Annotated in this window: 19 protein-coding genes; 13 read left to right on the top strand and 6 right to left on the bottom strand. The window is 65.7% G+C overall.

The features are described 5' to 3' along the window. Positions 1 to 12: 12 nt before the first annotated feature. From JVX91_RS12905 to JVX91_RS12895, 3 genes are all read left to right on the top strand, one after another. Positions 13 to 450, top strand: a complete 438-nt coding sequence (locus JVX91_RS12905) for a YqaA family protein (RefSeq protein WP_205339584.1) — start codon at positions 13 to 15, stop codon at positions 448 to 450. A gap of 145 nt (positions 451 to 595) precedes the next feature. Beyond that, the gene (locus JVX91_RS12900) at positions 596 to 2,218 is read left to right on the top strand and encodes a methyl-accepting chemotaxis protein (RefSeq protein ID WP_205339583.1); all 1,623 of its coding nucleotides are present in this window, start codon (positions 596 to 598) and stop codon (positions 2,216 to 2,218) included. A gap of 117 nt (positions 2,219 to 2,335) precedes the next feature. Beyond that, positions 2,336 to 2,725 carry a hypothetical protein gene (locus JVX91_RS12895; protein WP_205339582.1) on the top strand — a complete coding sequence of 130 codons (390 nt, stop codon included), beginning with the start codon at positions 2,336 to 2,338 and terminating at the stop codon, positions 2,723 to 2,725. A 128-nt stretch (positions 2,726 to 2,853) separates the two neighbouring features. Here JVX91_RS12895 and JVX91_RS12890 read toward each other — a convergent pair whose 3' ends face one another. From JVX91_RS12890 to JVX91_RS12880, 3 genes are all read right to left on the bottom strand, one after another. Further along, positions 2,854 to 3,138, bottom strand: coding sequence for a hypothetical protein (locus JVX91_RS12890; RefSeq protein WP_205339581.1), 285 nt, complete (start codon positions 3,136 to 3,138; stop codon positions 2,854 to 2,856). Positions 3,139 to 3,283: 145 nt separating this feature from the next. Then, positions 3,284 to 4,906, bottom strand: coding sequence for an MFS transporter (locus JVX91_RS12885; protein WP_205339580.1), 1,623 nt, complete (start codon positions 4,904 to 4,906; stop codon positions 3,284 to 3,286). A 126-nt stretch (positions 4,907 to 5,032) separates the two neighbouring features. Next, positions 5,033 to 6,697, bottom strand: a complete 1,665-nt coding sequence (locus JVX91_RS12880; RefSeq protein ID WP_205339579.1) for a GMC family oxidoreductase N-terminal domain-containing protein — start codon at positions 6,695 to 6,697, stop codon at positions 5,033 to 5,035. Between the two features lie 139 nt (positions 6,698 to 6,836). Between JVX91_RS12880 and JVX91_RS12875 the strand changes: the two genes are divergently transcribed. After that, on the top strand, positions 6,837 to 7,742 hold the full coding sequence (locus JVX91_RS12875) for a LysR family transcriptional regulator (protein ID WP_205339578.1): 906 nt from the start codon (positions 6,837 to 6,839) through the stop codon (positions 7,740 to 7,742). An 85-nt stretch (positions 7,743 to 7,827) separates the two neighbouring features. Here the strand turns inward: JVX91_RS12875 and JVX91_RS12870 are convergent, their stop codons facing one another. Continuing rightward, positions 7,828 to 8,487, bottom strand: a complete 660-nt coding sequence (locus JVX91_RS12870) for a hypothetical protein (RefSeq protein ID WP_205339577.1) — start codon at positions 8,485 to 8,487, stop codon at positions 7,828 to 7,830. A gap of 657 nt (positions 8,488 to 9,144) precedes the next feature. Between JVX91_RS12870 and JVX91_RS12865 the strand changes: the two genes are divergently transcribed. Continuing rightward, on the top strand, positions 9,145 to 11,286 hold the full coding sequence (locus JVX91_RS12865; RefSeq protein ID WP_205339576.1) for a type I secretion system permease/ATPase: 2,142 nt from the start codon (positions 9,145 to 9,147) through the stop codon (positions 11,284 to 11,286). A gap of 15 nt (positions 11,287 to 11,301) precedes the next feature. Further along, the gene (locus JVX91_RS12860) at positions 11,302 to 12,729 is read left to right on the top strand and encodes an HlyD family type I secretion periplasmic adaptor subunit (RefSeq protein WP_205339575.1); all 1,428 of its coding nucleotides are present in this window, start codon (positions 11,302 to 11,304) and stop codon (positions 12,727 to 12,729) included. 56 nt (positions 12,730 to 12,785) lie between these two features. Here JVX91_RS12860 and JVX91_RS12855 read toward each other — a convergent pair whose 3' ends face one another. Then, positions 12,786 to 13,577 (bottom strand): tellurite resistance TerB family protein, encoded by a 792-nt coding sequence (locus JVX91_RS12855; protein WP_205339574.1) that lies wholly within the window; start codon positions 13,575 to 13,577, stop codon positions 12,786 to 12,788. 161 nt (positions 13,578 to 13,738) lie between these two features. Then, a complete protein-coding gene (locus tag JVX91_RS12850; protein ID WP_205339573.1) occupies positions 13,739 to 14,458 on the bottom strand; it encodes a tellurite resistance TerB family protein in 720 nt (239 codons plus the stop codon). A gap of 250 nt (positions 14,459 to 14,708) precedes the next feature. On the opposite strand from JVX91_RS12850, the gene JVX91_RS12845 reads away from it, so the two are divergent. From JVX91_RS12845 to JVX91_RS12815, 7 genes are all read left to right on the top strand, one after another. Further along, positions 14,709 to 15,620: a LysR family transcriptional regulator gene (locus JVX91_RS12845; protein WP_045209919.1), complete on the top strand. Its 912-nt coding sequence runs from the start codon at positions 14,709 to 14,711 to the stop codon at positions 15,618 to 15,620. A 304-nt stretch (positions 15,621 to 15,924) separates the two neighbouring features. Next, positions 15,925 to 17,421, top strand: coding sequence for a gamma-aminobutyraldehyde dehydrogenase (locus tag JVX91_RS12840; protein ID WP_205339572.1), 1,497 nt, complete (start codon positions 15,925 to 15,927; stop codon positions 17,419 to 17,421). Between the two features lie 118 nt (positions 17,422 to 17,539). Next, the gene (gene ydcS / locus JVX91_RS12835; RefSeq protein ID WP_024765696.1) at positions 17,540 to 18,685 is read left to right on the top strand and encodes a putative ABC transporter substrate-binding protein YdcS; all 1,146 of its coding nucleotides are present in this window, start codon (positions 17,540 to 17,542) and stop codon (positions 18,683 to 18,685) included. A gap of 195 nt (positions 18,686 to 18,880) precedes the next feature. Continuing rightward, positions 18,881 to 19,909 carry an ABC transporter ATP-binding protein gene (locus JVX91_RS12830; RefSeq protein ID WP_205339571.1) on the top strand — a complete coding sequence of 343 codons (1,029 nt, stop codon included), beginning with the start codon at positions 18,881 to 18,883 and terminating at the stop codon, positions 19,907 to 19,909. Between the two features lie 13 nt (positions 19,910 to 19,922). Next, on the top strand, positions 19,923 to 20,861 hold the full coding sequence (locus tag JVX91_RS12825) for an ABC transporter permease (RefSeq protein ID WP_089285880.1): 939 nt from the start codon (positions 19,923 to 19,925) through the stop codon (positions 20,859 to 20,861). After that, on the top strand, positions 20,851 to 21,657 hold the full coding sequence (locus tag JVX91_RS12820; protein ID WP_024766933.1) for an ABC transporter permease: 807 nt from the start codon (positions 20,851 to 20,853) through the stop codon (positions 21,655 to 21,657). The genes JVX91_RS12825 and JVX91_RS12820 overlap by 11 nt, the downstream gene beginning before the upstream one ends. A 252-nt stretch (positions 21,658 to 21,909) precedes the next feature. Then, a complete protein-coding gene (locus tag JVX91_RS12815; protein WP_205339570.1) occupies positions 21,910 to 23,334 on the top strand; it encodes a gamma-aminobutyraldehyde dehydrogenase in 1,425 nt (474 codons plus the stop codon). The last annotated feature ends 55 nt before the right edge of the window (positions 23,335 to 23,389 follow it).

The following is a 23,389-nucleotide window of genomic DNA, read 5'->3' as shown; positions in this document are numbered from 1 at the left end:
TTATCACGCCCAATGCTCAGCCTCGCCCTGGCCGCCCACGCCGGTCTTTTCCTCTCCGCGTTCATCGCCGCCACCCTGCTGCCCTTGCAGTCCGAGGCCGTGCTCGTCGGCCTGCTGCTCGGCGGCCAGTACCCGCTGTGGACGCTGCTGCTGGCCGCCAGCCTGGGCAACGTGCTCGGCTCGTTGCTGAACTGGCTGCTGGGGCGCGGCATAGAGCGTTGGCGTGACCGGCGCTGGTTCCCAGTCAGCGCGCAGGCGCTGGAAAAAGCGCAGCGCCATTACCAGCGTTTCGGCTGCTGGTCGCTGTTGCTGAGCTGGGCGCCGATCATCGGCGATCCGCTGACCCTGATCGCCGGCGTCATGCGTGAGCCACTCTGGCGCTTCCTCGCCCTGGTCACGCTGGCCAAGGTCGGGCGCTACGCCGTGCTGGCGTGGCTGACGCTCGTCTGAATCATCCCCCCTGCCTTGAGCGGACAGGAATTTCGTCTGCTAGTCCTGTTTTGCCACTGCCGCGGTTTTTTGGCGCCAATAATATCAATGCGCCATCACTGATGGCACGCCGAACACAATGGATGAAGAAAAAGGGAAATTCACGATGTTCAGAAGCATGACTATTGGTCGCCGCGCCTCCCTGGGCTTTGCCGTCATGGGCCTGCTGCTGGTGTTTCTCGGCCTGTTCTCGCTGTACAAGCTATCGACCCTGCGCGCCGCCTCGGAGGAGATCGACAGCAACTGGCTGCTGAGCATCAACCACATGAACCAGCTATCGGGCGACATCGCCCGCATCCGCCTGGAATCCATGCGCCTGCTGGTCAACCAGGACGCCACCGCGCGCCAGCACAGCCTCGACCTGATCGCCGAAGCGCGCCAGGACAAGGACAAGGTCCTCGCCGACTATCGCCGGCTGATCCTCAGCCCCGAGGAACAACAGCGCACCGATGAGCTGCGCCAGGCGCTGGACGGCTACCTCGGCTTCGTCGACCAGATGGTCGAGAAGGTCCGGCAGAACGACAACGAAGGCGCGCTGCACATCCTCAACGGCAACATCGCCCAGCAGGGCGCGGAGCTGAACAAGCGCCTGACCACGCTGATCGACCTGAACCGAAATGGCGCAGCCGCCGCCGCGGACCGCGCGGTGGAGCAGTTCCAGAGCGGCCGGCTAGTGGTCAGCGCGATCCTCGTGCTCAGCGTCGGCCTGACCCTGCTGCTGGCCTGGCAACTCACCCGCAGCATCGTCGTGCCGCTGGGCCAGGCGGTGCGGATCGCCCAGACCATCGCCAGCGGCGACCTCAGCCAGCGCTTCAGCATCGAGGGCCGCGACGAGCCGGCCCAGCTGCTGCACGCCCTGGCCGACATGCAGGAGCGGCTGCGCGAGACCATCCGGGGCATCGGCAACTCCGCCAGCCAACTGGCCTCCGCCGCCGAGGAAATGCACAGCGTGATGGAGGAAAGCGGCCGCACCCTGCAACAGCAGAGCGACCAGATCGAGATGGCCGCCACCGCCGTCAACCAGATGACCAGCGCGGTGGAAGAAGTGGCGAGCAACGCCGCCTCAACCTCCGCCGCCTCCCGCGAAGCCATCGATGCCGCGCGCTCCGGCAGCGAGCGCGTCGACGAGACGTCCAGCGCCATCGGCACCCTGGCCGGTGAAGTGGGCTCCGCCTCGCAGCAGGCGGAAACCCTGGCCAACCAGGCGCAGGACATCGGCAAGGTGCTGGAGGTGATCCGCAGCGTCGCCGAGCAGACCAACCTGCTGGCGCTCAACGCCGCCATCGAGGCGGCCCGCGCCGGCGAGGCCGGGCGCGGTTTCGCGGTGGTCGCCGATGAAGTCCGTTCGCTGGCCCAGCGCACCCAGAGCTCGACCCGCGAGATCGAGGAACTGGTCTCGGCCATCCAGAACGGCAGCGACCGCACCGTTGCCGCCCTGCTCAGCAGCACCGCCCATGCCGAGCGCACCGTCAGCCGCACCGGCGAGGCAGGCGCCTCGCTGCAGGTGATCCTCGAGCGCATGTCGCTGATCAACGAGCGCAACCTGGTGATCGCCAGCGCCACCGAGGAACAGGCCCAGGTCGCGCGCGAGGTGGACCGCAACCTGCTGGCCATCCGCGACCTGGCGACCCAGACCTCGGCGGGCGCCACCCAGACCAGCGCGGCAAGCCAGGAACTGTCGCGCCTGGCGGTGGACCTGAATGGCATGGTGGCGCGCTTCGTCGTGTAACGGCGCGAGTCCTACTCCCGATTCGTCGCGCATGTGACGAATCAGGATCTGGCGATAGGGAATTTTTCTGGCGATTCCCTATCCAATGGCCATCATGGAACGCCACAGGGTGGATAGATGAAGCTTTTGAAATTCTCGGCCGTGCTGGCTGCCGCCGCGCTCTTGAGCGCCTGCGGTGGCAACGAGGCCAAGGTCTGCGGCTCGGACGACGTGAAGAACCAACTGGTGAAGATCTTCCTCAGCGGTGCCCTGTCCGCCCAGTCCGACGCGCTGAGCAAGGCCGAGCTGAAGGACGTGGCGATCATCGACAAGGACCCCGACAGCGGCGTGCTGCAATGCGTCGGCACCCTGACCGTGCCGGTCGTTGGTCAGGTCGCCTCGGGTACCCTCAAGTACCAGATCGCTCCGGCGGCCAAGTCCGAGCACGATTACCTGCTGCTGCTCGCCGATGGTCCGCTGGCCAATGCCTTCGCCAGGCGCATCGAGGGGATGATCCCGCAGCAGTGAGGGTTTTCCGCAGGCAATGAAAAACCGGCCCATATGGCCGGTTTTTTATTGTGCGGGCTTCTACCGATATCCGATGCCCCCAGGATTCCGCCAGGAGGACCTCGCGGTAGCCTCCACGGGAATTCGGCTTAGAAACCTTCCAGATCGATCAGCTCGCCCTCGAAGCGCAGCCAGCCGCCCTCTTCATTCGCCTCGCCGCTCTGGATCTCGCCGTAGTAGGACAGCCCGTTGTCCAACGTCACGCAGACATGGGTGGGCTCGTCCGGCGCGTCCAGCTGGCCCTTGAAGCGCACTTCGATCATGCCCTCTTCCGGAGCGCTGAGGCTCACGGAAACGCGCGCGTTGTCCACCGCTTCGGCCTCGCGCCCCCAATGCTCGGCGCTGACGGTCACGGTGGCGATTTCCTGTTTCATGCTCGATGGTTCTCCGCAAAGGGTCCGGCGCAACGCGCACCGGGAAATACCGCAAGGGTATTCCAGCGGCGGCCCCCAGGCGAGCGCGGAATCTACCCCATGAACACGAAGGGCGCCCACAGGCGCCCTTCGTGCCGTCGCCGGCTCAGTCGGCGTGGATGTCGTTGTGGCGCGTTTCCTTGAGGAACAGCAGCGAGCACACCAGACTCATCGCCGTGATCAGCACCGGATACCACAGGCCATAGAAGATATTGCCGGTGTACACCACCAGCGCGAACGAGATGGTCGGCAGCAGCCCGCCGAACCAGCCATTGCCGATGTGGTACGGCAGCGACAGCGAGGTGTAGCGGATGCGCGTCGGGAACAGCTCGACCATCAGCGCCGCCAGCGGTCCATAGCAGCAGGTGGCGATGAAGATCAGCGCGACGATGATCGCCACCACCATCGGCCGGTTCACCAGCGAGGAGTCAGCCACGGTCGGGTAGCCGGCGTCCTTCACGGCAGCGCCCAGCGCGGCGGCGTCGAAGCCCTCGATGCGCTTTTCGCCCACGGTCACCACCAGTTCGCTGCCGGACGGCGCGGCCACCGAGCTGTAGGGCACGCCGCCCTTCACCAGCAGGGTCTTGGCCTTGTCGCAGGCGCTGTCGAACTTGGCCTTGCCCACTGGATCGAACTGGAAGGTGCAGGTGGCCGGGTCCGCCATCACGGTGACCGGCGCCTGGCGCGAGGCCGCATCGATCTGCGGGTTGGCGTAGTGGGTCAGCGCCTTGAACAGCGGGAAGTACAGCACCGTGGCCAGCAGCAACCCGGTGATCAGCACCGGCTTGCGACCGACCTTGTCCGACAGCCAGCCCATGATCACGAACAGCGGCGCACCGATCACCAGCGCAACGATCAGCATCCCGTTGGACAGCGCCGGGTCGACCTTCAGCACCTGGGTGAGGAAGAACATCACGTAGAACTGCGCCGCGTAGAAGGTCACCGCCTGGCCGGCGTTGATGCTGAACAGCGCGATCAGGACGATCTTCAGGTTGCTCCAATTGGTGAACGACTCCTTGAGCGGCGACTTGCTCACCTTGCCCTCGGCCTTCATTTTCAGGAATGCCGGCGACTCGTGCATGGACAGGCGAATCCAGGTGGAGATGCCCAGCAGCACGATGGAAATCAGGAACGGCAGGCGCCAGCCCCAGGTTTCGAACTCGGGCCCGGTGAGCTGGCGGCAACCCCAGATCACCACCAGCGACAGCAGCAGGCCGCCGGTGGCGGTGCATTGGATCCAGCTGGTATAGGCGCCACGCTTGTGGTCCGGCGCATGCTCGGCCACATAGATCGCCGCGCCGCCGTACTCGCCGCCCAGCGCCAGGCCCTGGAGCAGGCGCAGCACGATGAGGATGACCGGCGCGGCCACGCCGATGGTGGCGTAGGCCGGCAGCAGGCCGACCGCGAAGGTCGACAGGCCCATCAGCAGGATGGTGACGAGGAAGGTGTACTTGCGCCCGATCATGTCGCCCAGGCGGCCGAACACCAGCGCGCCGAAGGGTCGGACGAGGAAGCCGGCGGCGAACGCCAGCAGGGCGAAGATGAAGGCGGTGGTGTCGTTGACCCCGGCGAAGAAGTGCTTGGCGATGATGGCCGCCAGCGATCCGTAGAGGAAGAAGTCGTACCACTCGAACACCGTGCCGAGCGACGAGGCGAAGATCACCTTGCGCTCGTCGCGGCGGGACGTCAAGCGCCCCTCGTAAGGGCTGGACTGTGCTACATCGGTCATTACGGGCTCTCCTGCCCCTTCTGGGGGCTTTTGTTTTTGTCAGCCTCGACTGCCACGGTTTTCACACCGCGCGATACCGGTTGTCTTGCTACACGCCAATTAAAAAGTGGGCAGACGGGATCGCCGTCACGCCACCGGAGCTTCCTCCTGTGTGCGCCCACTGGAAGGGATGACCTCCGCGCCGCGCGCGGGTTCGCTCAAAATCATTTGCGCGGCCTTTTCCGCGATCACCAGCACCGGCGAGCAGCTGTTGCCGGAGGTCAGGCTGGGCATGATCGACGCATCGGCGATGCGCAGGCCGGGAATGCCGTGCACGCGCAACTGGCTATCCACCACCGCGCCCTCCCCCGTCCCCATCCGGCAGGTGCCGGCCGGGTGGAAGATCGTGGTGCCGATGTCGGCGGCGGCGCGGTGCAGGTCTTCGTCGGTCTGGAAATCCATGCCCGGCTTGAACTCCTCCGGGCGGAAGCGCGCCAGGGCCGGCGCGGCGGCGATGCGCCGGGTCAGGCGGATGGCGTCGGCGGCGACGCGCAGGTCCTGTGGGTGGCTCAGGTAATTGGGCTGGATCAGCGGCTTGTCGCGCGGGTCCGGCGAACGCAGCGTCACCGTGCCGCGGCTCAGCGGGCGCAGGTCGCAGACTGACGCGGTGAACGCCGGGAAGCTGTGCAGTGGCTCGCCGAAGCGCTCCAGCGACAGCGGCTGCACGTGGTATTCGAGGTTGGCCGAACGCTGGCCCGGGTCGGACTTGGCGAACGCGCCCAACTGGCTCGGCGCCATGGACAGCGGCCCGCTGCGCTTGAACAGGTACTCCAGGCCCATGCCCATCTTGCCCCACAGCGTGGAGGCAATCTGGTTCAGCGAGGGCGCGCCGTTCATGCGGTAGATCAGGCGCAGCTGCAGGTGGTCCTGCAGGTTGCCGCCGACGCCGGAAAGCTCATGGCGGACGCCGATGCCGTGCTTCTCCAGCAAGTCGCGCGGGCCGATGCCGGAGCGTTGCAGCAGCACCGGCGTGTTGATCGCCCCGGCGCAAAGGATCACCTCGCGCCTGGCCCGCAGCTCGCGGCGCGCGCCCTGCCAATTCACTTCCAGGCCCGCCGCACGGCCGTTTTCCAGCAGCACGCGATGGGCTTCCACGTTGGTCAGCACGGTGAGATTCGGGCGATTGGCGATAGGCCGCAAGAAGGCCTTCGACGCATTCCAGCGCACGCCGGAACGCTGATTCACCTGGAAGTAGCCGCAGCCTTCGTTGTCGCCACCATTGAAGTCTTCCACCGACGGAATGCCCGCCTGCGCCGCCGCTTCGCGGAACGCATCGAGGATCGCCCACGACAACCGCTGTTTCTCCACCCGCCATTCACCGCCCGAGCCGTGCAGTTCGCTGGAACCGGCGAAGTGATCCTCCATCTTCATGAACAGCGGCAGCAGGTCGTTCCAACCCCAGCCGGGATTGCCCTCGGCGGCCCAGCCGTCGTAGTCCAGCGCCTGGCCGCGCATATAGATCATGCCGTTGATCGAAGAGCAGCCGCCCAGCGTGCGCCCGCGCGGGTACTTGATGGCGCGGCCGTTCAGGCCCGGCACCTTTTCGGTGTCGAAACACCAGTCGGTGCGCGGGTTGCCGATGCAATAGAGGTAGCCGACAGGGATGTGGATCCAGGGATAGTTGTCCGGGCCGCCGGCTTCGAGCAGCAGCACGCGGTTGGCGGGGTCGGCGGATAGGCGATTGGCCAGCAGGCAGCCAGCGGGGCCTGCGCCAACGATCAGGTAGTCATAGGCATCCAGCGCCTGGGGCATGGAAAGGTACCTCGTCGTTCTTGTTCTTTTTGCTCTGACGATTGAGCCTAGCCGTTCGTTCGCGATAAAAATACGAACGTTTCAAGTCACCTGCTGTGCGTTTTCTAACAGCGCGTCATCAGAAAAAGAGAGCCGCCCCATGTTCGACTGGAACGATCTGCGCTACTTCCTGGAACTGCACCGCAGCGGCCGCCTGCTGACCACCGCCAAGCGCCTGAACACCACCCACGCCACGGTGGCGCGACACATCGAAAGCATCGAGCGCGACCTCGGCACCCAGCTGTTCGCCCAGCACACCGGCGGCTACCAGCTCACTCCCGCCGGGCAGGCGCTGCTCAAGCACGCCGAGGCCATGGAGAACACCGCCCTCCTCGCCCAGGAGGAAATGAGCCAGGCGATCTCGCCACTGGGGCAGATTCGCATCGGCGTCACCGAAGGCCTGGGTACCATGTTCCTCGCCCCGCGCATGGGCGAACTGATGCAGCGCTACCCCGGCCTGGAAGTGGAACTGGTCTCCGTGCCGCGCTTCGTCAGCATCACCAACCGCGAGGCGGACATCGCCATCACCCTGGAGCGGCCCAGCGCCGACCTCGTCATCAGCCGCCTGCTCACCCGCTACCGCCTGAGCCTGTTCGCCAGCCCGGCTTACCTCGCCTCCGCCCCGCCGCTGCGCAACCGCGAGGACCTGTGCAAGCACCCATGGATCGGCTACGTCGACGACCTGCTGTTCAGCCAGGAACTGCTGTTCCACCACAGCTTCTGCCGCCACCCGCAAGTGGTGTTCCGCAGTACCAGCGTGGTCGCCCAGCAACAGGCCGCCCAGGCGGGCATCGGCATCGCCATCCTTCCGCAATACATGGGCCTGCACGACCCGCTGCTGGTGCCGGTGCTGCCGGAGGAATTCATCGAGCGGGAATACTGGATGTGTACGCGGCGCGAGTTACACCGGTCGGTGAGGCTGAGACTGGTGTGGGATTTCCTGGCGGAGGTGTGCGGGCGGGAGCAAGGAATCCTCGTGGGAGGAAAAGCCGCGACTCCAACGTAGGGCGCATAAAGCGGAACGCTTTATGCGCCGCCGGAATGGCGGATAACGCATGGGGCGTTATGCGTCCTCCTTGCCAATCGAAATATCAGTGCCGGGACTCATCGCTATTGAAAAACAGTCCGCCCCCCACCCATTTATCATCCGAACGTACCTCGGGCACATTCAACTGGAGATCTCTCGATATCAATTTCTGCAACGCGGCATATGCCTCGGAGTGAGCAGGGTCTTTTTCATCGGTCAGCCGCTCGCTCCATTCAGCACGCCATCCCGGAATGCCGTGTTCCTTCTGATATCTGATTGTGCGAATTGAGGCGTCCTGACCGACCCCTTGGAAAGTTTCAAATGCAATCTGATCCATGTAGCGAGAATATGCCTCGAAAGTATCGCTTGACCATATAGCTCGATTCGAATGCATCACCGCATGAATCTGCCTTCGATAGGCATATATTTTTTCTGGCGTCTCCTCTTTCCAAGTCCCCACATCATCGATGAAACAGTAAATTCTATTGAGATTAAGGCGAATCTCATCATATACAGCCAAACGTCTGTCAACCAAGCGCTCACTCGTACGCCTTTCTTGCGCTTGATCCGCAACTTCGGACTGAATCAGATACCCGACACAACCAACCATGATCGGGGTTAGTGCCGCGATAACAATCTTGGTAACTTCAAGACTATTCCACACTGACGGCTTTACTGGCGCCGAACTTTTGGCGTCCCGCAAAGAAAACTTCCTTGGCTTCATTGCAAGTCTCCCTTGTAGAGAAAATTGAATACGACTTGGGAACATTAGCCCAGGAAACCGGGGAAAGCGGGGCATTCTAAAACTCTGTTAGCGGCCCCATCTCTTTCCTAAGGATGGGGTCATTGCGTTGGCCATCCGGACGATTTCGTTAAGTTATTCCAATGGTGCTGAACACACCCTCGCAACGGAATACATGCCCGTTAGCATGGAGCGTTACTTCAAGGGACGCCCTATCCATGTCCCTTTCAACAACTCCCTTAACCCCCACTGTTTTCTTCCGAGCCGATACGGCGACCGAGCAGCCGCGCCGCCTGCTGTGTTGGGAGCACCAGCAGCTGAGCGTGCTGGATTGGCAGGGGCAGGTCTGGGTGCCGCGTCCCCAGTTGGCGCAAGCCTTGCACCTGGGCTGATGCCACGCGCCCCGTGGCTCAAGCTGCGGGGCGTCGCTCTTCTGTAGGAACGACAGCGCCGGAATGGCGCGCCCAAAACGGCGCGAATGAGCCCGAAATCAAGTCAGACTCAGAAACGCCAACTAGTCCGAAAATTCCGATTTAGATATTCCTTCTTTCCCCAATCCAGATGCGACCCGAGCAGGGGGCCCCTAACGTCGAGCCCTGACCGCGCCTTTCGCGCCCATCCCTGCCAGGAAGTACAGAGATGAATGCTCCGCAGCATCCGGAACCCTCTCACCCGCCGCTCGACAGCGGCCTGGACTGCCTGTTGACCCTCGCGCGCTTCCACGGCATCGGCGCCAGCGCCGAGCAACTGCGCCACGAGTTCGCCGACGACGGCCAGCCGTTCGACCGTGATCGCTTGCTGCTTGCCGCGCGCCAGCTGGGGTTGATGGCCAAGGCCGTCGAGACCCGGCCGCAGCGCCTGGCGCGCACGCCGCTGCCGGCCATCGCGGAAACCCCGGCGGGCGACTTCTTCACCCTCGCCCGCGTCGATCAGGACCAGGCGCTGGTGCAGGTTCCCGGTGAGCCAAGGCCGCGCACGCTGCCGCTGGCCGAGCTGGCAGAGTGGTGGAGCGGCCGGTTGATCCTGCTGCGCTTGCAGGCGTCGATCGGCGGCGAGCTGGCGCGCTTCGACTTCACCTGGTTCATCCCCGCCATCGTCAAGTACCGCAAGCTGCTCGGCGAAATCCTCCTGGCGTCGTTCTGCCTGCAGGTCTTCGCGCTGATCACGCCGCTGTTCTTCCAGGTGGTGATGGACAAGGTGCTGGTCCACCGCGGCCTGTCCACGCTGGACGTGATTTGCACGGGGCTGCTGGCGGTGCTGATCTTCGAGAGCGTGCTCAGCGGTCTGCGCGGTTACGTGTTCGCCCACACCGCCAGCCGCATCGACGTGGAGCTGGGTTCGCGTCTGTATCGCCACCTGATTGCGCTGCCGCTGGCGTACTTCCAGGCGCGCCGGGTGGGCGATTCGGTGGCGCGGGTGCGCGAGCTGGAGAACATCCGCAACTTCCTGACCGGCAACGCCATCACGCTGATGCTGGACCTGCTGTTCTGCGTGGTGTTCATCGCCGTGATGCTGTTCTACAGCGGCTGGCTGACGCTGGTGGTGGCGCTGTCGCTGCCGGCGTACGCGCTGCTGTCGCTGTTCATCACGCCGCCCCTGCGCGCGCGCTTGCAGGAGAGTTTCAACCGTGGCGCGGAGAACCAGGCCTTCCTGGTCGAATCGCTGAACGGCATCGACACCCTGAAGTCCCTCGCGGTGGAGCCGCAGTCCACGCGGCGCTGGGATAACCAGTTGGCCGCCTACGTCGCCGCCAGTTTCCGCACCCAGGTGCTGTCCACGCTGGCCAACGAGGGCGTCGGGCTGATCGGCAAGCTGGTCACGGTGCTCACGCTCTGGCTGGGCGCGCGCCTGGTCATCGATGGTCAGCTCTCAGTCGGCCAGTTGATCGCCTTCAACATGCTGGCCGGCCGCGTCGCCCAGCCGATCATGCGTCTCGCCCAGCTGTGGCCGAACTTCCAGCAGACCGGGGTTTCCGTGCAGCGCCTGGGCGACATCCTCAACACCCGCAGCGAGGCCGGCGCCGGCCGGCGCAGCCCGCTACCGCCGTTGCGCGGCCATATCGCGTTCGAGCAGGTGTCGTTCCGCTATCGCAGTGACGGCTCGGAAGTATTGCGCGCCGTCGACCTGGAAATCCGCCCCGGCGAAGTCATCGGCATCGTCGGCCGCTCCGGCTCCGGCAAGAGCACCCTGGCGCGCCTGCTGCAACGCCTGTATGTACCGGATCGCGGCCGCGTGATGGTGGATGGCATGGACCTGGCGCTGGCCGAGGTTTCCTCCCTGCGCCGGCAGATCGGCGTGGTGTTGCAGGAGAACCTGCTGTTCAACCGCAGCATCCGCGAGAACATCGCCCTCACCGACCCGGGCGTACCGCTGGAGCGGGTGATCGAGGTGGCGCGGCTGGCCGGCGCCCACGACTTCATCCTGGAACTGCCCGAAGGCTACGACACCCTCGTCGGCGAACACGGCGCCTCGCTGTCCGGCGGCCAACGGCAGCGCATCGCCATTGCCCGCGCGCTGCTGGGCAACCCACGCATCCTGATCTTCGACGAGGCCACCAGCGCGCTGGACTATGAATCCGAACGCATCGTCCAGCAGAACATGCGGGCGATCTGCCAGGGCCGCAGCGTGATCATCATCGCCCACCGTCTCACGGCCGTGCGCCAGGCCGACCGCATCGTGGTGCTCGACCGCGGGCAGGTCGTCGAACAAGGCAGCCACGGCGAACTGCTGGCCCGGCAGGCCGGGCATTACGCGCGCCTGCATCGTCTGCAGCAAGGCTGAGGGGAGCATTCGGAGATGAACAGACCTGCCGCCGCCCAACACGAATTCCTGCAGCGCTACCGCCAGGCCTGGACGCACGCGTGGCGCCAGCGCGCGAGCATGCAGGGCGTGCCGCGCCTGCCCCACGAACGGCAATTCCTGCCCGCCGCACTGGCCTTGCAGGAAACCCCGGTGCATCCCGCGCCGCGCTACCTGCAATGGCTGATCATGCTGTTCGCCGCCCTGGCGCTGCTGTGGGCCTGTCTCGGCGAGGTGGACGTGGTGGCCAACGCCACCGGGCGCATCGTTTCCAATGGCCGCAGTAAGCTGATCCAGCCGCACGATGTGGCCGTGGTGAAGGCCATCCATGTTACCGATGGGCAGTTGGTGAAAGCCGGCCAACTGCTGGTGGAGCTGGATCGCAGCCAGACCGGTGCGGATGTCGACCGGCTGGCAAGCGATCTGCTCGCCAGCGAGGTGGACGCGGTGCGCGCCCAGGCCATGCTCGATGCCATCGACGGCCAGCGTGCGCCGGCCGATGTCACCGCTCAGCTACCGCAGGCGAGCAGCGCCGAACAGGCCGCCGCCAATCGCTGGCTGCGGGGTCAGTATCAAGAATTGCTCAGCGCGCTCGCGCAGCAGGATGCGCAGATCGCCCAGCACACCGTGGAAATCCAGGCCGCCCGCCTCTCCGCCGGCAAGCTGCAGCAGATGCTGCCGATCACCCGCCGCATCACTGCGGACTATGCGCGGCTGGCGGAAAAGGGACTGGTGCCCAAGCACAATTATCTGAACAAGCAGCAGGAACAGATGGAGCAGGAGCGCCAGTTGGGCGAGCAGCAGGGACGGATCCTGGAGCTGTCCTCGGCGCGCGATGCCGCGCTGCAACAACGCGAGACCACCCTGGCGCAGAACCGCCGGGCGATGCTCGATTTGCTGCACCAGGCGCAGCAGAAGGCTGCCGCGCTGCAACAGGAACTGCGCAAGGCCAAAAGCCTGGACAACCTCACCCGCCTCACCGCGCCGGTGGACGGTACCGTCCAGCAACTGGCAATCCACACGGCGGGCGGCGTGGTGACCGAAGCGCAGACGCTGATGGTGCTGGTACCGCGCGACCAACCCGTGGAAATCGAAGCGCAACTGGAGAACAAGGACATCGGCTTCATCCGCCCCGGCCAGGAGGTCACGGTCAAGGTGGATGCCTTCAACTTCACCAAGTACGGGGTGGTGCGCGGCAAGGTGCTGAGCCTTTCCGAGGACGCCATCGAGGATGAAAAACGCGGCCTGCTCTACAGCCTGCGCATCGAGCTCGAACAGAATCATCTGCGCGTCGGCGGGCAGGACATGCCGTTGACGCCCGGCATGACGATCCGCGCGGAGATCAAGACCGACCGGCAACGGGTCATCGACTACTTCCTCAGCCCGCTGAAGCAGTATGTCGACGAGAGCCTGGAGGAACGCTGAGGCCGGCCCCGGCAAGCGCCTGCCTCACGCACGGCATGGGCAGGCGCCGGGCTCGATCAGGCGACTTCGCCGCCGGTCTTCGCCTGTTGTTCCAGGTGCGCCTGCAGCTCGGGATCGAGGTTGAGGTTGTAGGCGAGCTCATCAAGATAGGTGCGTTCGGCGTCCTGCTGGTCATCCACCAGCATCACGCTGACCAGGTACATTTCCGCGGCCACGGCGGGGTCGCCCTGGGCGGTCTGGGCGACGTCGGCGGCATCCAGCGGCTTGCGCATCTCGGCGTCGATCCACGCCTGTAGCTGCGGCTCGCCGGCGTGGCGCTGCAATTCGGCCTGGATCGCGGCTTGTTCGCGCTGGTCGATCCGACCGTCCGCCTTGGCGGCGGCGAGCATGGCGGTGAGGATCGCGTGGCTGTGGGCTTCGGCTTCGGGGCCGTCGAGCTGGTCAACCGTGGTGAGGGATTGTTGCTGCGAGGGATTGGCGCTCTGCTGGCGTTGCCAATTCTGGTAGGCCTGGAAGGCCATCATGCCCAGCGAGGCGAGCATGGCGTAGTTGACGCCGCCACCACCGGAGCGCCCCTGGGGCATACCGCCACCGCTGGTGCCGCCGCCGAGCATGCTGCCCAGCACGCCACCCAGGCCGCCGAGACCGCCCGCGCCGCCGGCACTACCGCCGCCGCCACCGAGGATCGAACCCAGGCCACCGCCACCGCCGCCACCCAGCAGCCCGCCGAGCAGACCGCCCAGGCCACCCAGTGGGTCCGCGCCACCACCGGCGCCGCTTTGTTGCTGTTGCGCCGACGAGCCCTGTCCGGCCCGCAGCAGTTGTTCCAGTAGATCGGTTGTGTTCATGACCCGTGCCTCGCCATCGCGCGGTGTGCGTTGGGCAACGATAGTCCCGCCACACCGATGCGCCAGCCCATTCCGCCAGCCGGCCCGCAACGGGATGCCCGGCTCCTTGCGAGCAGAGCGCCCGGGGCTTCATCCGGCGGTGGCGAGGGTGGTCGGGCCGCTCAGGCGGGCACCGCGTCCAGCGCCTTCTGCGCCTGGGCTTCCAGCTCCGACTTGAGGCCGACGTCGAGGCTCAACTGGCGGGCCAGTTCGTCGAGGTAGGCGCGCTCCATGTAGTTGGTCTCGTCGACCATCAGCAGGCTGGCCAGGTACATCTCGGCGGCCATTTCCTCGCTGGTGGCAGCGCGGGCGACTTCGGCCGGGTCCAGCGGCTTGGCCAGTTCGCGGTCGAGCCAGCCTTGCAGCTCCACATCGCCGGTGAGCTTGGCGATTTCGCCATCGATCAGCTGGCGTTCGCGATCATCGATATGTCCGTCCGCCTTCGCGGCGGCGACGATGGCCCGCAGGATGGCGTGGCTGTGCTGCTCGATCTGGGCCGGCGGCACGCGGTCGACGGTCTGCGGCTCACCGCGCGGGGCGCTGGCCTGCTTCTGCTGCCAGTTGCCGTAGGCCTTGTAGGCCAGCAGGCCGAGAGCCGCGAGGCCACCATAGGCGACGACCTTGCCGCCGACCTTGCGCGCCTTCTTGCTGCCCATCAGCAGGCCCAGCGCACCGGCTGCCAGGGCGCCGCCACCGGCGCCGGAGAGCAGGCTGCCCAGGTCCAGGCCGCCCTTGCTGCCGCCCTGCGCGGGTTGGCCGCCGCCCTGCTGGGTCAGGCCTTTGTTCTGCATCAGTTCCTGCCCGGATTTGAGCAGTTGGTCGAGCAGGCCACGTGTGTTCATAGCGATCTCCGCTAGCTATCGAGATGAAAAGTCAGGCCTCCGACTCTAGCTCGCAGCCTTGTCACAGCGGAGTCACAGAGTGCTTCCGGATATTGCGGGCCTGTGCCGGCGGGTCCGCAGGGCAAATAGGCCGCTTTCATTCGATTAAAAAGAATGCTCCTATAGATTTTCGATAATCAACAATGAAATGCGCCGAGACCGGCTAGACAAGGCTCTAGATCGCGGCTCCGCGCGCCAGCGGCCAATCACCATGATGACGCTCCGCCAGATCCGCCACTTCATCGCCGTCGCCGAGACCGGCTCGATCTCCGCCGCCGCCCAGGCGGTGTTCATTTCCCAGTCGACCCTGACGCTGGCCATTCAGCAGCTGGAAGAAGAGATCGGCGTGCGCCTGTTCGACCGCCACGCCAAGGGCATGACCCTGACCCACCAGGGCCACCAGTTCCTGCGCCAGGCACACCTGATCCTGGCCACGGTCGAGAACGCCAAGCGCAGCCTGCAGCAGAGCACCGACCAGGTGGCCGGCAGCCTGACCATCGGGGTGACCAGCCTGGTTGCCGGCTATTACCTGGCCGACCTGATCAACCGCTTCCAGCGCGCCTTCCCCAACGTGAAGACCCGCGTGGTGGAGGACGAGCGCCCGTACATCGAGCACCTGCTGGTGAGCGGCGAGATCGACGTCGGCGTGCTGATCCTTTCCAACCTGGAAGACCGACACGCCCTGCAGACCGAGGTGCTCACCCACTCGCCGCACCGCCTGTGGCTGCCGGCGCAGCACCCGCTGCTGGAACGCGACAGCATCGGCCTGGCCGATGTGGCCGGCGAGCCATTGATCCAGCTGAACGCCGACGAGATGGGCCTGCACACCCAGCGCATCTGGTCCCGCGCCGGGCTGGTGCCGCAGGTCACGCTGCGCACCGCCTCGGTGGAAGCCGTGCGAAGCCTGGTGGCGGCGGGCCTGGGGCTGTCGATCCAGCCGGACATGACCTACCGCCCCTGGTCGCTGGAAGGCGACATCATCGAGGCGCGGCCGCTGGTGGACCTGTCCGAACCATTGGACGTCGGCCTGGCTTGGCGTCGCGGTACTGCTCGACCGGCGCTGGTGGACCCGTTCCTCACCGTCGCCCGCGAGCAGCCCAACGCCAAACGCCTTTCCATCTGACCTCCGAGTTACACGGACGCGCCGGACCCAAGTAGGGCGAATAACCGCTAGCGGTTATCCGCCGATAGCGTTGAGGAGGGATAGCCGGCGGATAACGCTTACAGCGTTATGCGCCCTACGAAGGACAGCCACTCAAGTGCTGTTCAATGCAAAACGCCTTGCGATCTAGAGGCTTACAGCGTTCGATTTAATCGAACGGCGCTTTCAGTAATTAGAATTTGTCGACCCCACGTCCGGACTCTAGTCTCTCGTCCCATACCAAAGGGCCAAGTTCCGGGCACCGCCCCTACGCCGGAGCACGCACATGGCCCCCGAAAACAAGACAGATAAAAGACGAGTTTCCAAGATGACCGGCGCAACCCTGCATACCGCCTTGCTGATCGACGGCCAACTGGTCGCCGGCGAAGGCATGGCCGAGCCGATCATCAACCCCACCACCGGCGAGACCATCGTCAGCATCGCCGACGGCTCCATCGACCAGGTCGAGCAGGCCATCGCCGCTGCGCACCGCGCCTTCCCCGCCTGGGCCCGCACCACGCCTGCCCAACGTTCCGCCGCGCTGCTGGCCATCGCCGATGCCATCGACAAACGCGCCAATGACCTCGCACAGCTGGAATCGCTGAACTGCGGCAAGCCGCTGCACCTCGCGCGCCAGGACGACATCCCCGCCACCGCTGACGTGTTCCGCTTCTTCGCTGGCGCCGTGCGCTGCCAACAAGGCCAGCTCGCAGGCGAATACGTGCCCGGCCACACCAGCATGGTGCGCCGCGATCCGGTGGGCGTAGTCGCCTCCATTGCGCCGTGGAACTACCCGCTGATGATGGCCGCATGGAAGATCGCCCCCGCGCTGGCCGCCGGCAACACGCTGGTGTTCAAGCCATCCGAACACACCCCGCTGAGCATCCTGGCGCTGGCGCCAGCGCTGGCGGAAATCCTCCCCGCCGGTGTGATCAACATCGTCTGCGGTGGCGGCGAAGGCGTCGGCAGCCATCTGGTCAGCCACCCGAAGGTGCGCATGGTCTCCCTTACCGGCGACATCGTCACCGGCCAGAAGATTCTCCAGGCTGCCTCGCGCACGCTCAAACGTACCCACCTGGAACTGGGCGGCAAGGCGCCGGTGATCGTCTGCAACGACGCCGACCTCGAAGCCGTGGTCCAGGGCGTGCGCACCCACGGCTACTACAACGCCGGCCAGGACTGCACCGCCGCCTGCCGCATCTACGCGCAGGCTGGCATCCATGACCGCCTCGTCGCCGAGCTGGGCGACGCCGTGGCAAGCATCCGCTTCGCCCGCAAGCGCGACGCCGACAACGAGATCAGCCCGCTGATCAGCGCCCGCCAGCGCGACCGCGTGGCCAGCTTCGTCGAGCGCGCCCTCGGCCAGCCGCACATCGAGCGCGTCACCGGCGCCGCCGTGCATTCGGGCCCCGGTTTCTACTACCAGCCGACCCTGCTGGCCGGCTGCAAGCAGCAGGACGAGATCGTCCAGCGCGAAGTGTTCGGCCCGGTCGTCACCGTGACCCGCTTCGACCAGCTGGAGCAGGCGGTGGATTGGGCGAACGACTCCGAATACGGCCTGGCCTCCTCGGTGTGGACGCAGAACCTGGACAAGGCCTTCCAGATCGCCAACCGCCTGCAGTACGGCTGCACCTGGATCAACACCCATTTCATGCTCGCCAGCGAGATGCCCCACGGCGGGCTCAAGCGCTCGGGCTACGGCAAGGACCTGTCCAGCGACTCGCTGCAGGACTACAGCGTCGTGCGCCACATCATGGCGCGCCACGGCCAGCAACTGGATTGAACCATCCGGCGGGCCACCCGCCGGCACATAAGAAACGCCCCGGCGGTACGCCGCGCGAGGGCTGTTGCTCGATTGAACTGCCCCACCAATAGAGACAACAACGAGAGGGAGACACCCGATGCGCAAGACCGCACTGCTCAGTGCCATCACCACCGCCCTGCTGGCCAGCGCCGGCGTCCAGGCCGCCGAGGCCCTGAAGGAAGTCGGCAAAGGCGAAGGCCGCCTGGACATCATCGCCTGGCCCGGCTACATCGAGCGCGGCCAGTCCGACAAGAACTACGACTGGGTCACCCAGTTCGAGAAGGACACCGGTTGCCAGGTCAACGTGAAGACCGCCGCCACCTCCGACGAGATGGTCAGCCTGATGGCCAAGGGCGGCTACGACCTGGTCACCGCGTCGGGCGACGCCTCCCTGCGCCTGATCTACGGCAAGCGCGTGCAGCCGATCGATCCGTCGCTGATCCCCAACTGGAAGAACATCGACCCGCGCCTGAAGGACGCCGCCTGGTACGTCGTCAACGGCAAGACCTACGGCGCGCCGTACCAGTGGGGCCCGAACCTGCTGATGTACAACACCAAGGTCTTCCCCACCGCGCCGGACAGCTGGAAAGTCGTGTTCGACGCGCAGAACCTGCCCGATGGCAAGCCGAACAAGGGCCGCGTGCAGGCCTACGACGGCCCGATCTACGTCGCCGACGCCGCGCTGTACCTGAAGGCCACCCAGCCGGAACTGGGCATCACCGATCCGTACCAGCTCGACGAGAAGCAGTACGCCGCCGTGGTCGAACTGCTGCGCAAGCAGCATGACCTGATCCACCGCTACTGGCACGACACCACCGTGCAGATGAGCGACTTCAAGAACGAAGGCGTCGCCGCTTCCAGCGCCTGGCCGTATCAGGCCAACGCCCTGAAGGCCGAAGGCCAACCGATTGCCACCGTGTTCCCGAAAGAGGGCGTCACCGGCTGGGCCGACACCACCATGCTGCACGCCGAAGCCCAGCACCCGAGCTGCGCCTACAAGTGGCTGAACTGGTCGCTGGAGCCCAAGGTCCAGGGCGATGTGGCTGCCTGGTTCGGCTCCGTGCCGGCGGTGCCGGAAGGCTGCAAGGCCAGCACCCTGCTGGGCGGCGAAGGCTGCGCCACCAACGGCTACAACCAGTTCGACAAGATCGCGTTCTGGAAGACTCCGGTGGCCGAGGGCGGCAAGTTCGTCCCGTACAGCCGCTGGACCCAGGACTATATCGGGATCATGGGCGGCCGTTGATTCCGGCTCCCCTCTCCCTCTGGGAGAGGGGTTGGGGGTGAGGGCCCGGTCGCGTGCCGTGGCTTCCCTCACCCCGGCCCTCTCCCAGAGGGAGAGGGAGTTCCCGCCCCACCCAATTCGCATCGATTCACCCGTATCTCAGATTCACGGGCAGGACTCCCCTACGCCGGAATCCTGCCCCTTGGAGCGTGCACCATGACCACCCCCGCTGTTCAATTCACCCAGGTCTCCCGCCAGTTCGGCGAGGTGAAAGCCGTTGACCGGGTGTCCATCGACATCAAGGACGGCGAGTTCTTCTCCATGCTCGGCCCGTCGGGTTCGGGCAAAACCACCTGCCTGCGCCTGATCGCCGGCTTCGAGCAACCCAGCGCAGGCTCCATCCGCATTCATGGCGAGGAGGCCGCTGGCCTGCCGCCGTACCAGCGTGACGTCAACACGGTGTTCCAGGACTACGCACTGTTCCCGCACATGAGCGTGCTGGAGAACGTCGCCTATGGCCTGAAGGTGAAAGGCATCGGCAAGGCCGAGCGTCTCAAGCGCGCCGAAGAAGCCCTGGCCATGGTCGCCCTGGGCGGCTACGGCGTGCGCAAGCCGGTGCAGCTCTCCGGTGGCCAGCGTCAGCGCGTAGCCCTGGCCCGCGCCCTGGTGAATCGCCCGCGCGTGCTGCTGCTGGACGAACCCCTCGGCGCCCTCGACCTCAAGCTGCGCGAGCAGATGCAGAGCGAGCTGAAGAAGCTGCAGCGCCAGCTGGGCATCACCTTCATCTTCGTTACCCACGACCAGAGCGAAGCGCTGTCCATGTCCGACCGCGTGGCGGTGTTCAACAAGGGCCGCATCGAGCAGGTCGACACCCCGCGCAACCTCTACATGAAGCCAGCGACCCCGTTCGTGGCGGAGTTCGTCGGCACCTCCAACGTGCTGCGCGGCGACATCGCCCAGGGCCTGACCGGCAACGCCCAGCCCTTCTCCATCCGCCCGGAGCACATCACCTTCGCCAACGGCGAGCGCGCCACGTCGGACATCGAGATCAGCGGCCTGCTGCACGACATCCAGTACCAGGGCGCCGCGACCCGCTACGAGATCCGTCTCGACAACGGCCAGAACCTCTGCCTCAGCCAGGCCAACAGCCAGTGGGCCGACATCGACCTCGCCCACCAGCCGGGCCAGCGCGTGACCGCTCGCTGGGCGCGCGAGGCGATGGTGGTGCTGAACGAGGGCGCGTGAGATGGAACTGACGATGAATGCAGCGCTGCCGGCGGCCAGCAATGGCCCGCTGCGCCGCCTGTCCAACCTGCTGTACCGCAAGCCGACGCTATACCTCTCGCTGCTGCTGATCCCGCCGCTGCTGTGGTTCGGCGCGATCTACCTCGGCTCGCTGCTGACGCTGCTGTGGCAGGGTTTCTACACCTTCGACGACTTCACCATGACGGTGACGCCGGACCTGACCTGGGCCAACTTCGGCTCGCTGTTCAGCGGCTCCAACTTCGACATCATCCAGCGCACCGTGCTGATGGCGGTCGCAGTGTCGATCGCCAGCGGCGCGGTGGCCTTCCCCATCGCCTACTACATGGCGCGCTACACCACCGGCAAGACCAAGGCGTTCTTCTACATCGCCGTGATGATGCCGATGTGGGCCAGCTACATCGTCAAGGCCTACGCCTGGACCCTGCTGCTGGCCAAGGGCGGCGTGGCGATGTGGTTCGTCCAGCACCTGGGCCTTGAGCCCGTGCTGAACCTGTTGCTGGGCATTCCGGGCATCGGTGGCAACACCCTGTCCACCTCCAGCTTCGGGCGCTTCCTGGTGTTCGTGTACATCTGGCTGCCGTTCATGATCCTGCCGATCCAGGCCTCCCTGGAGCGCCTGCCGCCGTCGCTGCTGCAAGCCTCGGCGGACCTCGGCGCGCACCCGCGGCAGACCTTCTTTCAGGTCATCCTGCCACTGTCGATCCCCGGCATCGCCGCCGGCTCGATCTTCACCTTCAGCCTGACCCTGGGCGACTTCATCGTGCCGCAACTGGTGGGCCCGCCCGGCTACTTCATCGGCAGCATGGTCTACGCCCAGCAGGGCGCGATCGGCAACATGCCGATGGCCGCCGCCTTCACTCTCGTTCCGATCGTGCTGATCGCCGTGTACCTGTCCATCGTCAAACGCCTGGGGGCCTTCGATGCACTCTGAGAAAGCTTCCTGGGGGCTCAAAGCAGCTGCCTGGGGCGGGCTGGTGTTCCTGCACTTCCCGATCCTGATCATCTTCCTGTACGCCTTCAACACCGAGGACGCGGCCTTCAGCTTCCCGCCCAAGGGCTTCACCCTGCACTGGTTCAGCGTCGCCTTCGCGCGCCAGGACGTGCTCGAAGCCATCGAGCTGTCGGTGAAGATCGCCAGCGTCGCCACGCTGATCGCCATGCTCCTGGGCACGCTTGCGGCCGCCGCGCTGTACCGCCGCGACTTCTTCGGCAAGGAAGGCATCTCGCTGATGCTGATCCTGCCGATCGCCCTGCCCGGCATCATCACCGGCATCGCGCTGCTGTCGGCGTTCAAGACCCTCGGCATCGAGCCGGGCTTCCTGACCATCGTCATCGGCCACGCCACCTTCTGCGTGGTGATCGTCTACAACAACGTCATCGCGCGCTTCCGCCGCACCTCCCACAGCCTCATCGAAGCCTCGATGGACCTGGGCGCCGACGGCTGGCAGACCTTCCGCTACGTGATCCTGCCGAACCTCGGCTCGGCGCTGCTGGCGGGCGGCATGCTGGCGTTCGCGCTGTCCTTCGACGAGATCATCGTCACCACCTTCACGGCCGGCCACGAACGCACCCTGCCGATCTGGCTGCTCAACCAGCTGGGCCGCCCGCGCGACGTGCCGGTGACCAACGTGGTAGCGATGCTGGTGATGATCGTGACCATGCTGCCGATCCTCGGCGCCTACTACCTGACCAAGGGTGGTGAGGGCGTGGCGGGGAGCGGGAAGTAATTTGGGTGCCATGCGAAACCCCTCACCCCCGCCCTCTCCCCAGGGGAGAGGGAGCTGTACGTGCCGGCTGACGCAATGGTTTCAGCCAGCACCAAACAGTCCCCTCTCCCTCCGGGAGAGGGTTAGGGTGAGGGCCGCATGGCACAGAGCCCAACAGAACCCCTCAGGCCCGCCGGCCCACTCCCCGGCAGGCCCCTAAAAAGAAACACCCAACCGAATTTGCACTACGTTCCTGACCAAGAGGACTCAACCATGCAAACCAACCTGCTGATCAACGGCCAACTGGTCGCTGGCGAAGGCGAGAAGCTCGCTGTTGTGAACCCGTCCCTGGGCACCACCCTGGTGGAAATCGCCGAGGCCACCCCGGCCCAGGTCGACGCCGCCGTGCTGGCCGCCGATGCCGCCTTCGACAGCTGGTCGCAGACCGCGCCGAAAGACCGCGCGATGCTCCTGCTGCAACTGGCCGACGCCATCGACGCCAACGCCGAGGAACTGGCCCGCCTGGAATCCAACAACTGCGGCAAGCCCTACTCCGCCGCGCTGAACGACGAACTGCCGGCCGTGGCCGACGTGTTCCGCTTCTTCGCCGGCGCCTGCCGCGTGATGCAAGGCTCCGCCGCTGGCGAATACCTGCCGGGCCACACCTCGATGATCCGCCGTGACCCAGTCGGCGTGGTCGCCTCCATCGCGCCGTGGAACTACCCGCTGATGATGGTCGCCTGGAAACTCGGCCCGGCCCTGGCCGCCGGCAACACCGTGGTGCTCAAGCCGTCCGAGCAGACCCCGCTGACCGCCCTGCGCCTGGCGCAGCTGATGGCCGAGATCTTCCCCGCCGGCGTGGTCAACCTGGTGTTCGGCCGTGGCCCGACCGTTGGCGAGCCGCTGACCACCCACCCGAAAGTACGCATGGTCTCGCTGACCGGCTCGGTCGCCACCGGTAGCCGCATCATCGCCGGCACCGCCGACACCGTGAAGCGCATGCACATGGAACTGGGCGGCAAGGCCCCGGTACTGATCTTCGACGACGCCGACATCGACGCCGCCGTGGAAGGCATCCGCACCTTCGGCTTCTACAACGCAGGGCAAGACTGCACCGCCGCCTGCCGCATCTACGCGCAGAAAGGCATCTACGCCAAGTTCGTGGAGAAGCTCGGCGCCGCCGTGGCCAGCATCCAGTACGGCGAGCAGGACGATCCGAACACCGAGCTGGGCCCGGTCATCACCGAGCAGCACCTGGAGCGCGTCGTCGGTTTCGTTGAGCGCGCCAAGCAGGTACCGCACATCGAAGTGGTCACCGGCGGCAAGCGTGCCGACCGCGCGGGCTTCTTCTTCGAGCCGACCGTGCTCGCCGGCGCCCGCCAGGACGACGAAGTGGTCCGTCGCGAAATCTTCGGCCCGGTGGTTTCGGTCACAGAGTTCGACGACGAAGCGCAGGCGCTGGCCTGGGCGAACGACTCCGACTACGGCCTGGCCTCCTCGGTGTGGACCAGCGACATCGGCCGCGCCCATCGCCTGTCCGCGCGCCTGCAGTACGGCTGCACCTGGGTCAACACGCACTTCATGCTGACCACCGAAATGCCCCACGGCGGCATGAAGCTGTCGGGCTACGGCAAGGACATGTCGATGTATGGCCTCGAGGACTACACGGCCATCCGCCACGTCATGATCAAACACTGATTGGAGCGCGGCCTGCTGCGCGTCGGCGGAGCTGCGTTGAAACGTAGCGCAGCGA

Origin of the sequence: Pseudomonas sp. PDNC002 (assembly GCF_016919445.1) — a bacterium.
Classification (GTDB): Bacteria; Pseudomonadota; Gammaproteobacteria; order Pseudomonadales; family Pseudomonadaceae; genus Pseudomonas.
The sequence above is the reverse complement of the archived record's forward strand: the minus strand, read 5'-3'. Positions and strand labels throughout refer to the sequence as shown.

What these genes read in the sequence shown, in the direction of transcription:
- JVX91_RS12905 (WP_205339584.1), top strand. Translation starts at nt 13, where the DNA reads ATGCTCAGCCTCGCCCTGGCCGCCCACGCCGGTCTTTTCCTCTCCGCG.
- JVX91_RS12900 (WP_205339583.1), top strand. Translation starts at nt 596, where the DNA reads ATGTTCAGAAGCATGACTATTGGTCGCCGCGCCTCCCTGGGCTTTGCC.
- JVX91_RS12895 (WP_205339582.1), top strand. Translation starts at nt 2,336, where the DNA reads ATGAAGCTTTTGAAATTCTCGGCCGTGCTGGCTGCCGCCGCGCTCTTG.
- JVX91_RS12890 (WP_205339581.1), bottom strand. Translation starts at nt 3,138, where the DNA reads ATGAAACAGGAAATCGCCACCGTGACCGTCAGCGCCGAGCATTGGGGG.
- JVX91_RS12885 (WP_205339580.1), bottom strand. Translation starts at nt 4,906, where the DNA reads ATGACCGATGTAGCACAGTCCAGCCCTTACGAGGGGCGCTTGACGTCC.
- JVX91_RS12880 (WP_205339579.1), bottom strand. Translation starts at nt 6,697, where the DNA reads ATGCCCCAGGCGCTGGATGCCTATGACTACCTGATCGTTGGCGCAGGC.
- JVX91_RS12875 (WP_205339578.1), top strand. Translation starts at nt 6,837, where the DNA reads ATGTTCGACTGGAACGATCTGCGCTACTTCCTGGAACTGCACCGCAGC.
- JVX91_RS12870 (WP_205339577.1), bottom strand. Translation starts at nt 8,487, where the DNA reads ATGAAGCCAAGGAAGTTTTCTTTGCGGGACGCCAAAAGTTCGGCGCCA.
- JVX91_RS12865 (WP_205339576.1), top strand. Translation starts at nt 9,145, where the DNA reads ATGAATGCTCCGCAGCATCCGGAACCCTCTCACCCGCCGCTCGACAGC.
- JVX91_RS12860 (WP_205339575.1), top strand. Translation starts at nt 11,302, where the DNA reads ATGAACAGACCTGCCGCCGCCCAACACGAATTCCTGCAGCGCTACCGC.
- JVX91_RS12855 (WP_205339574.1), bottom strand. Translation starts at nt 13,577, where the DNA reads ATGAACACAACCGATCTACTGGAACAACTGCTGCGGGCCGGACAGGGC.
- JVX91_RS12850 (WP_205339573.1), bottom strand. Translation starts at nt 14,458, where the DNA reads ATGAACACACGTGGCCTGCTCGACCAACTGCTCAAATCCGGGCAGGAA.
- JVX91_RS12845 (WP_045209919.1), top strand. Translation starts at nt 14,709, where the DNA reads ATGATGACGCTCCGCCAGATCCGCCACTTCATCGCCGTCGCCGAGACC.
- JVX91_RS12840 (WP_205339572.1), top strand. Translation starts at nt 15,925, where the DNA reads ATGGCCCCCGAAAACAAGACAGATAAAAGACGAGTTTCCAAGATGACC.
- ydcS (WP_024765696.1), top strand. Translation starts at nt 17,540, where the DNA reads ATGCGCAAGACCGCACTGCTCAGTGCCATCACCACCGCCCTGCTGGCC.
- JVX91_RS12830 (WP_205339571.1), top strand. Translation starts at nt 18,881, where the DNA reads ATGACCACCCCCGCTGTTCAATTCACCCAGGTCTCCCGCCAGTTCGGC.
- JVX91_RS12825 (WP_089285880.1), top strand. Translation starts at nt 19,923, where the DNA reads ATGAATGCAGCGCTGCCGGCGGCCAGCAATGGCCCGCTGCGCCGCCTG.
- JVX91_RS12820 (WP_024766933.1), top strand. Translation starts at nt 20,851, where the DNA reads ATGCACTCTGAGAAAGCTTCCTGGGGGCTCAAAGCAGCTGCCTGGGGC.
- JVX91_RS12815 (WP_205339570.1), top strand. Translation starts at nt 21,910, where the DNA reads ATGCAAACCAACCTGCTGATCAACGGCCAACTGGTCGCTGGCGAAGGC.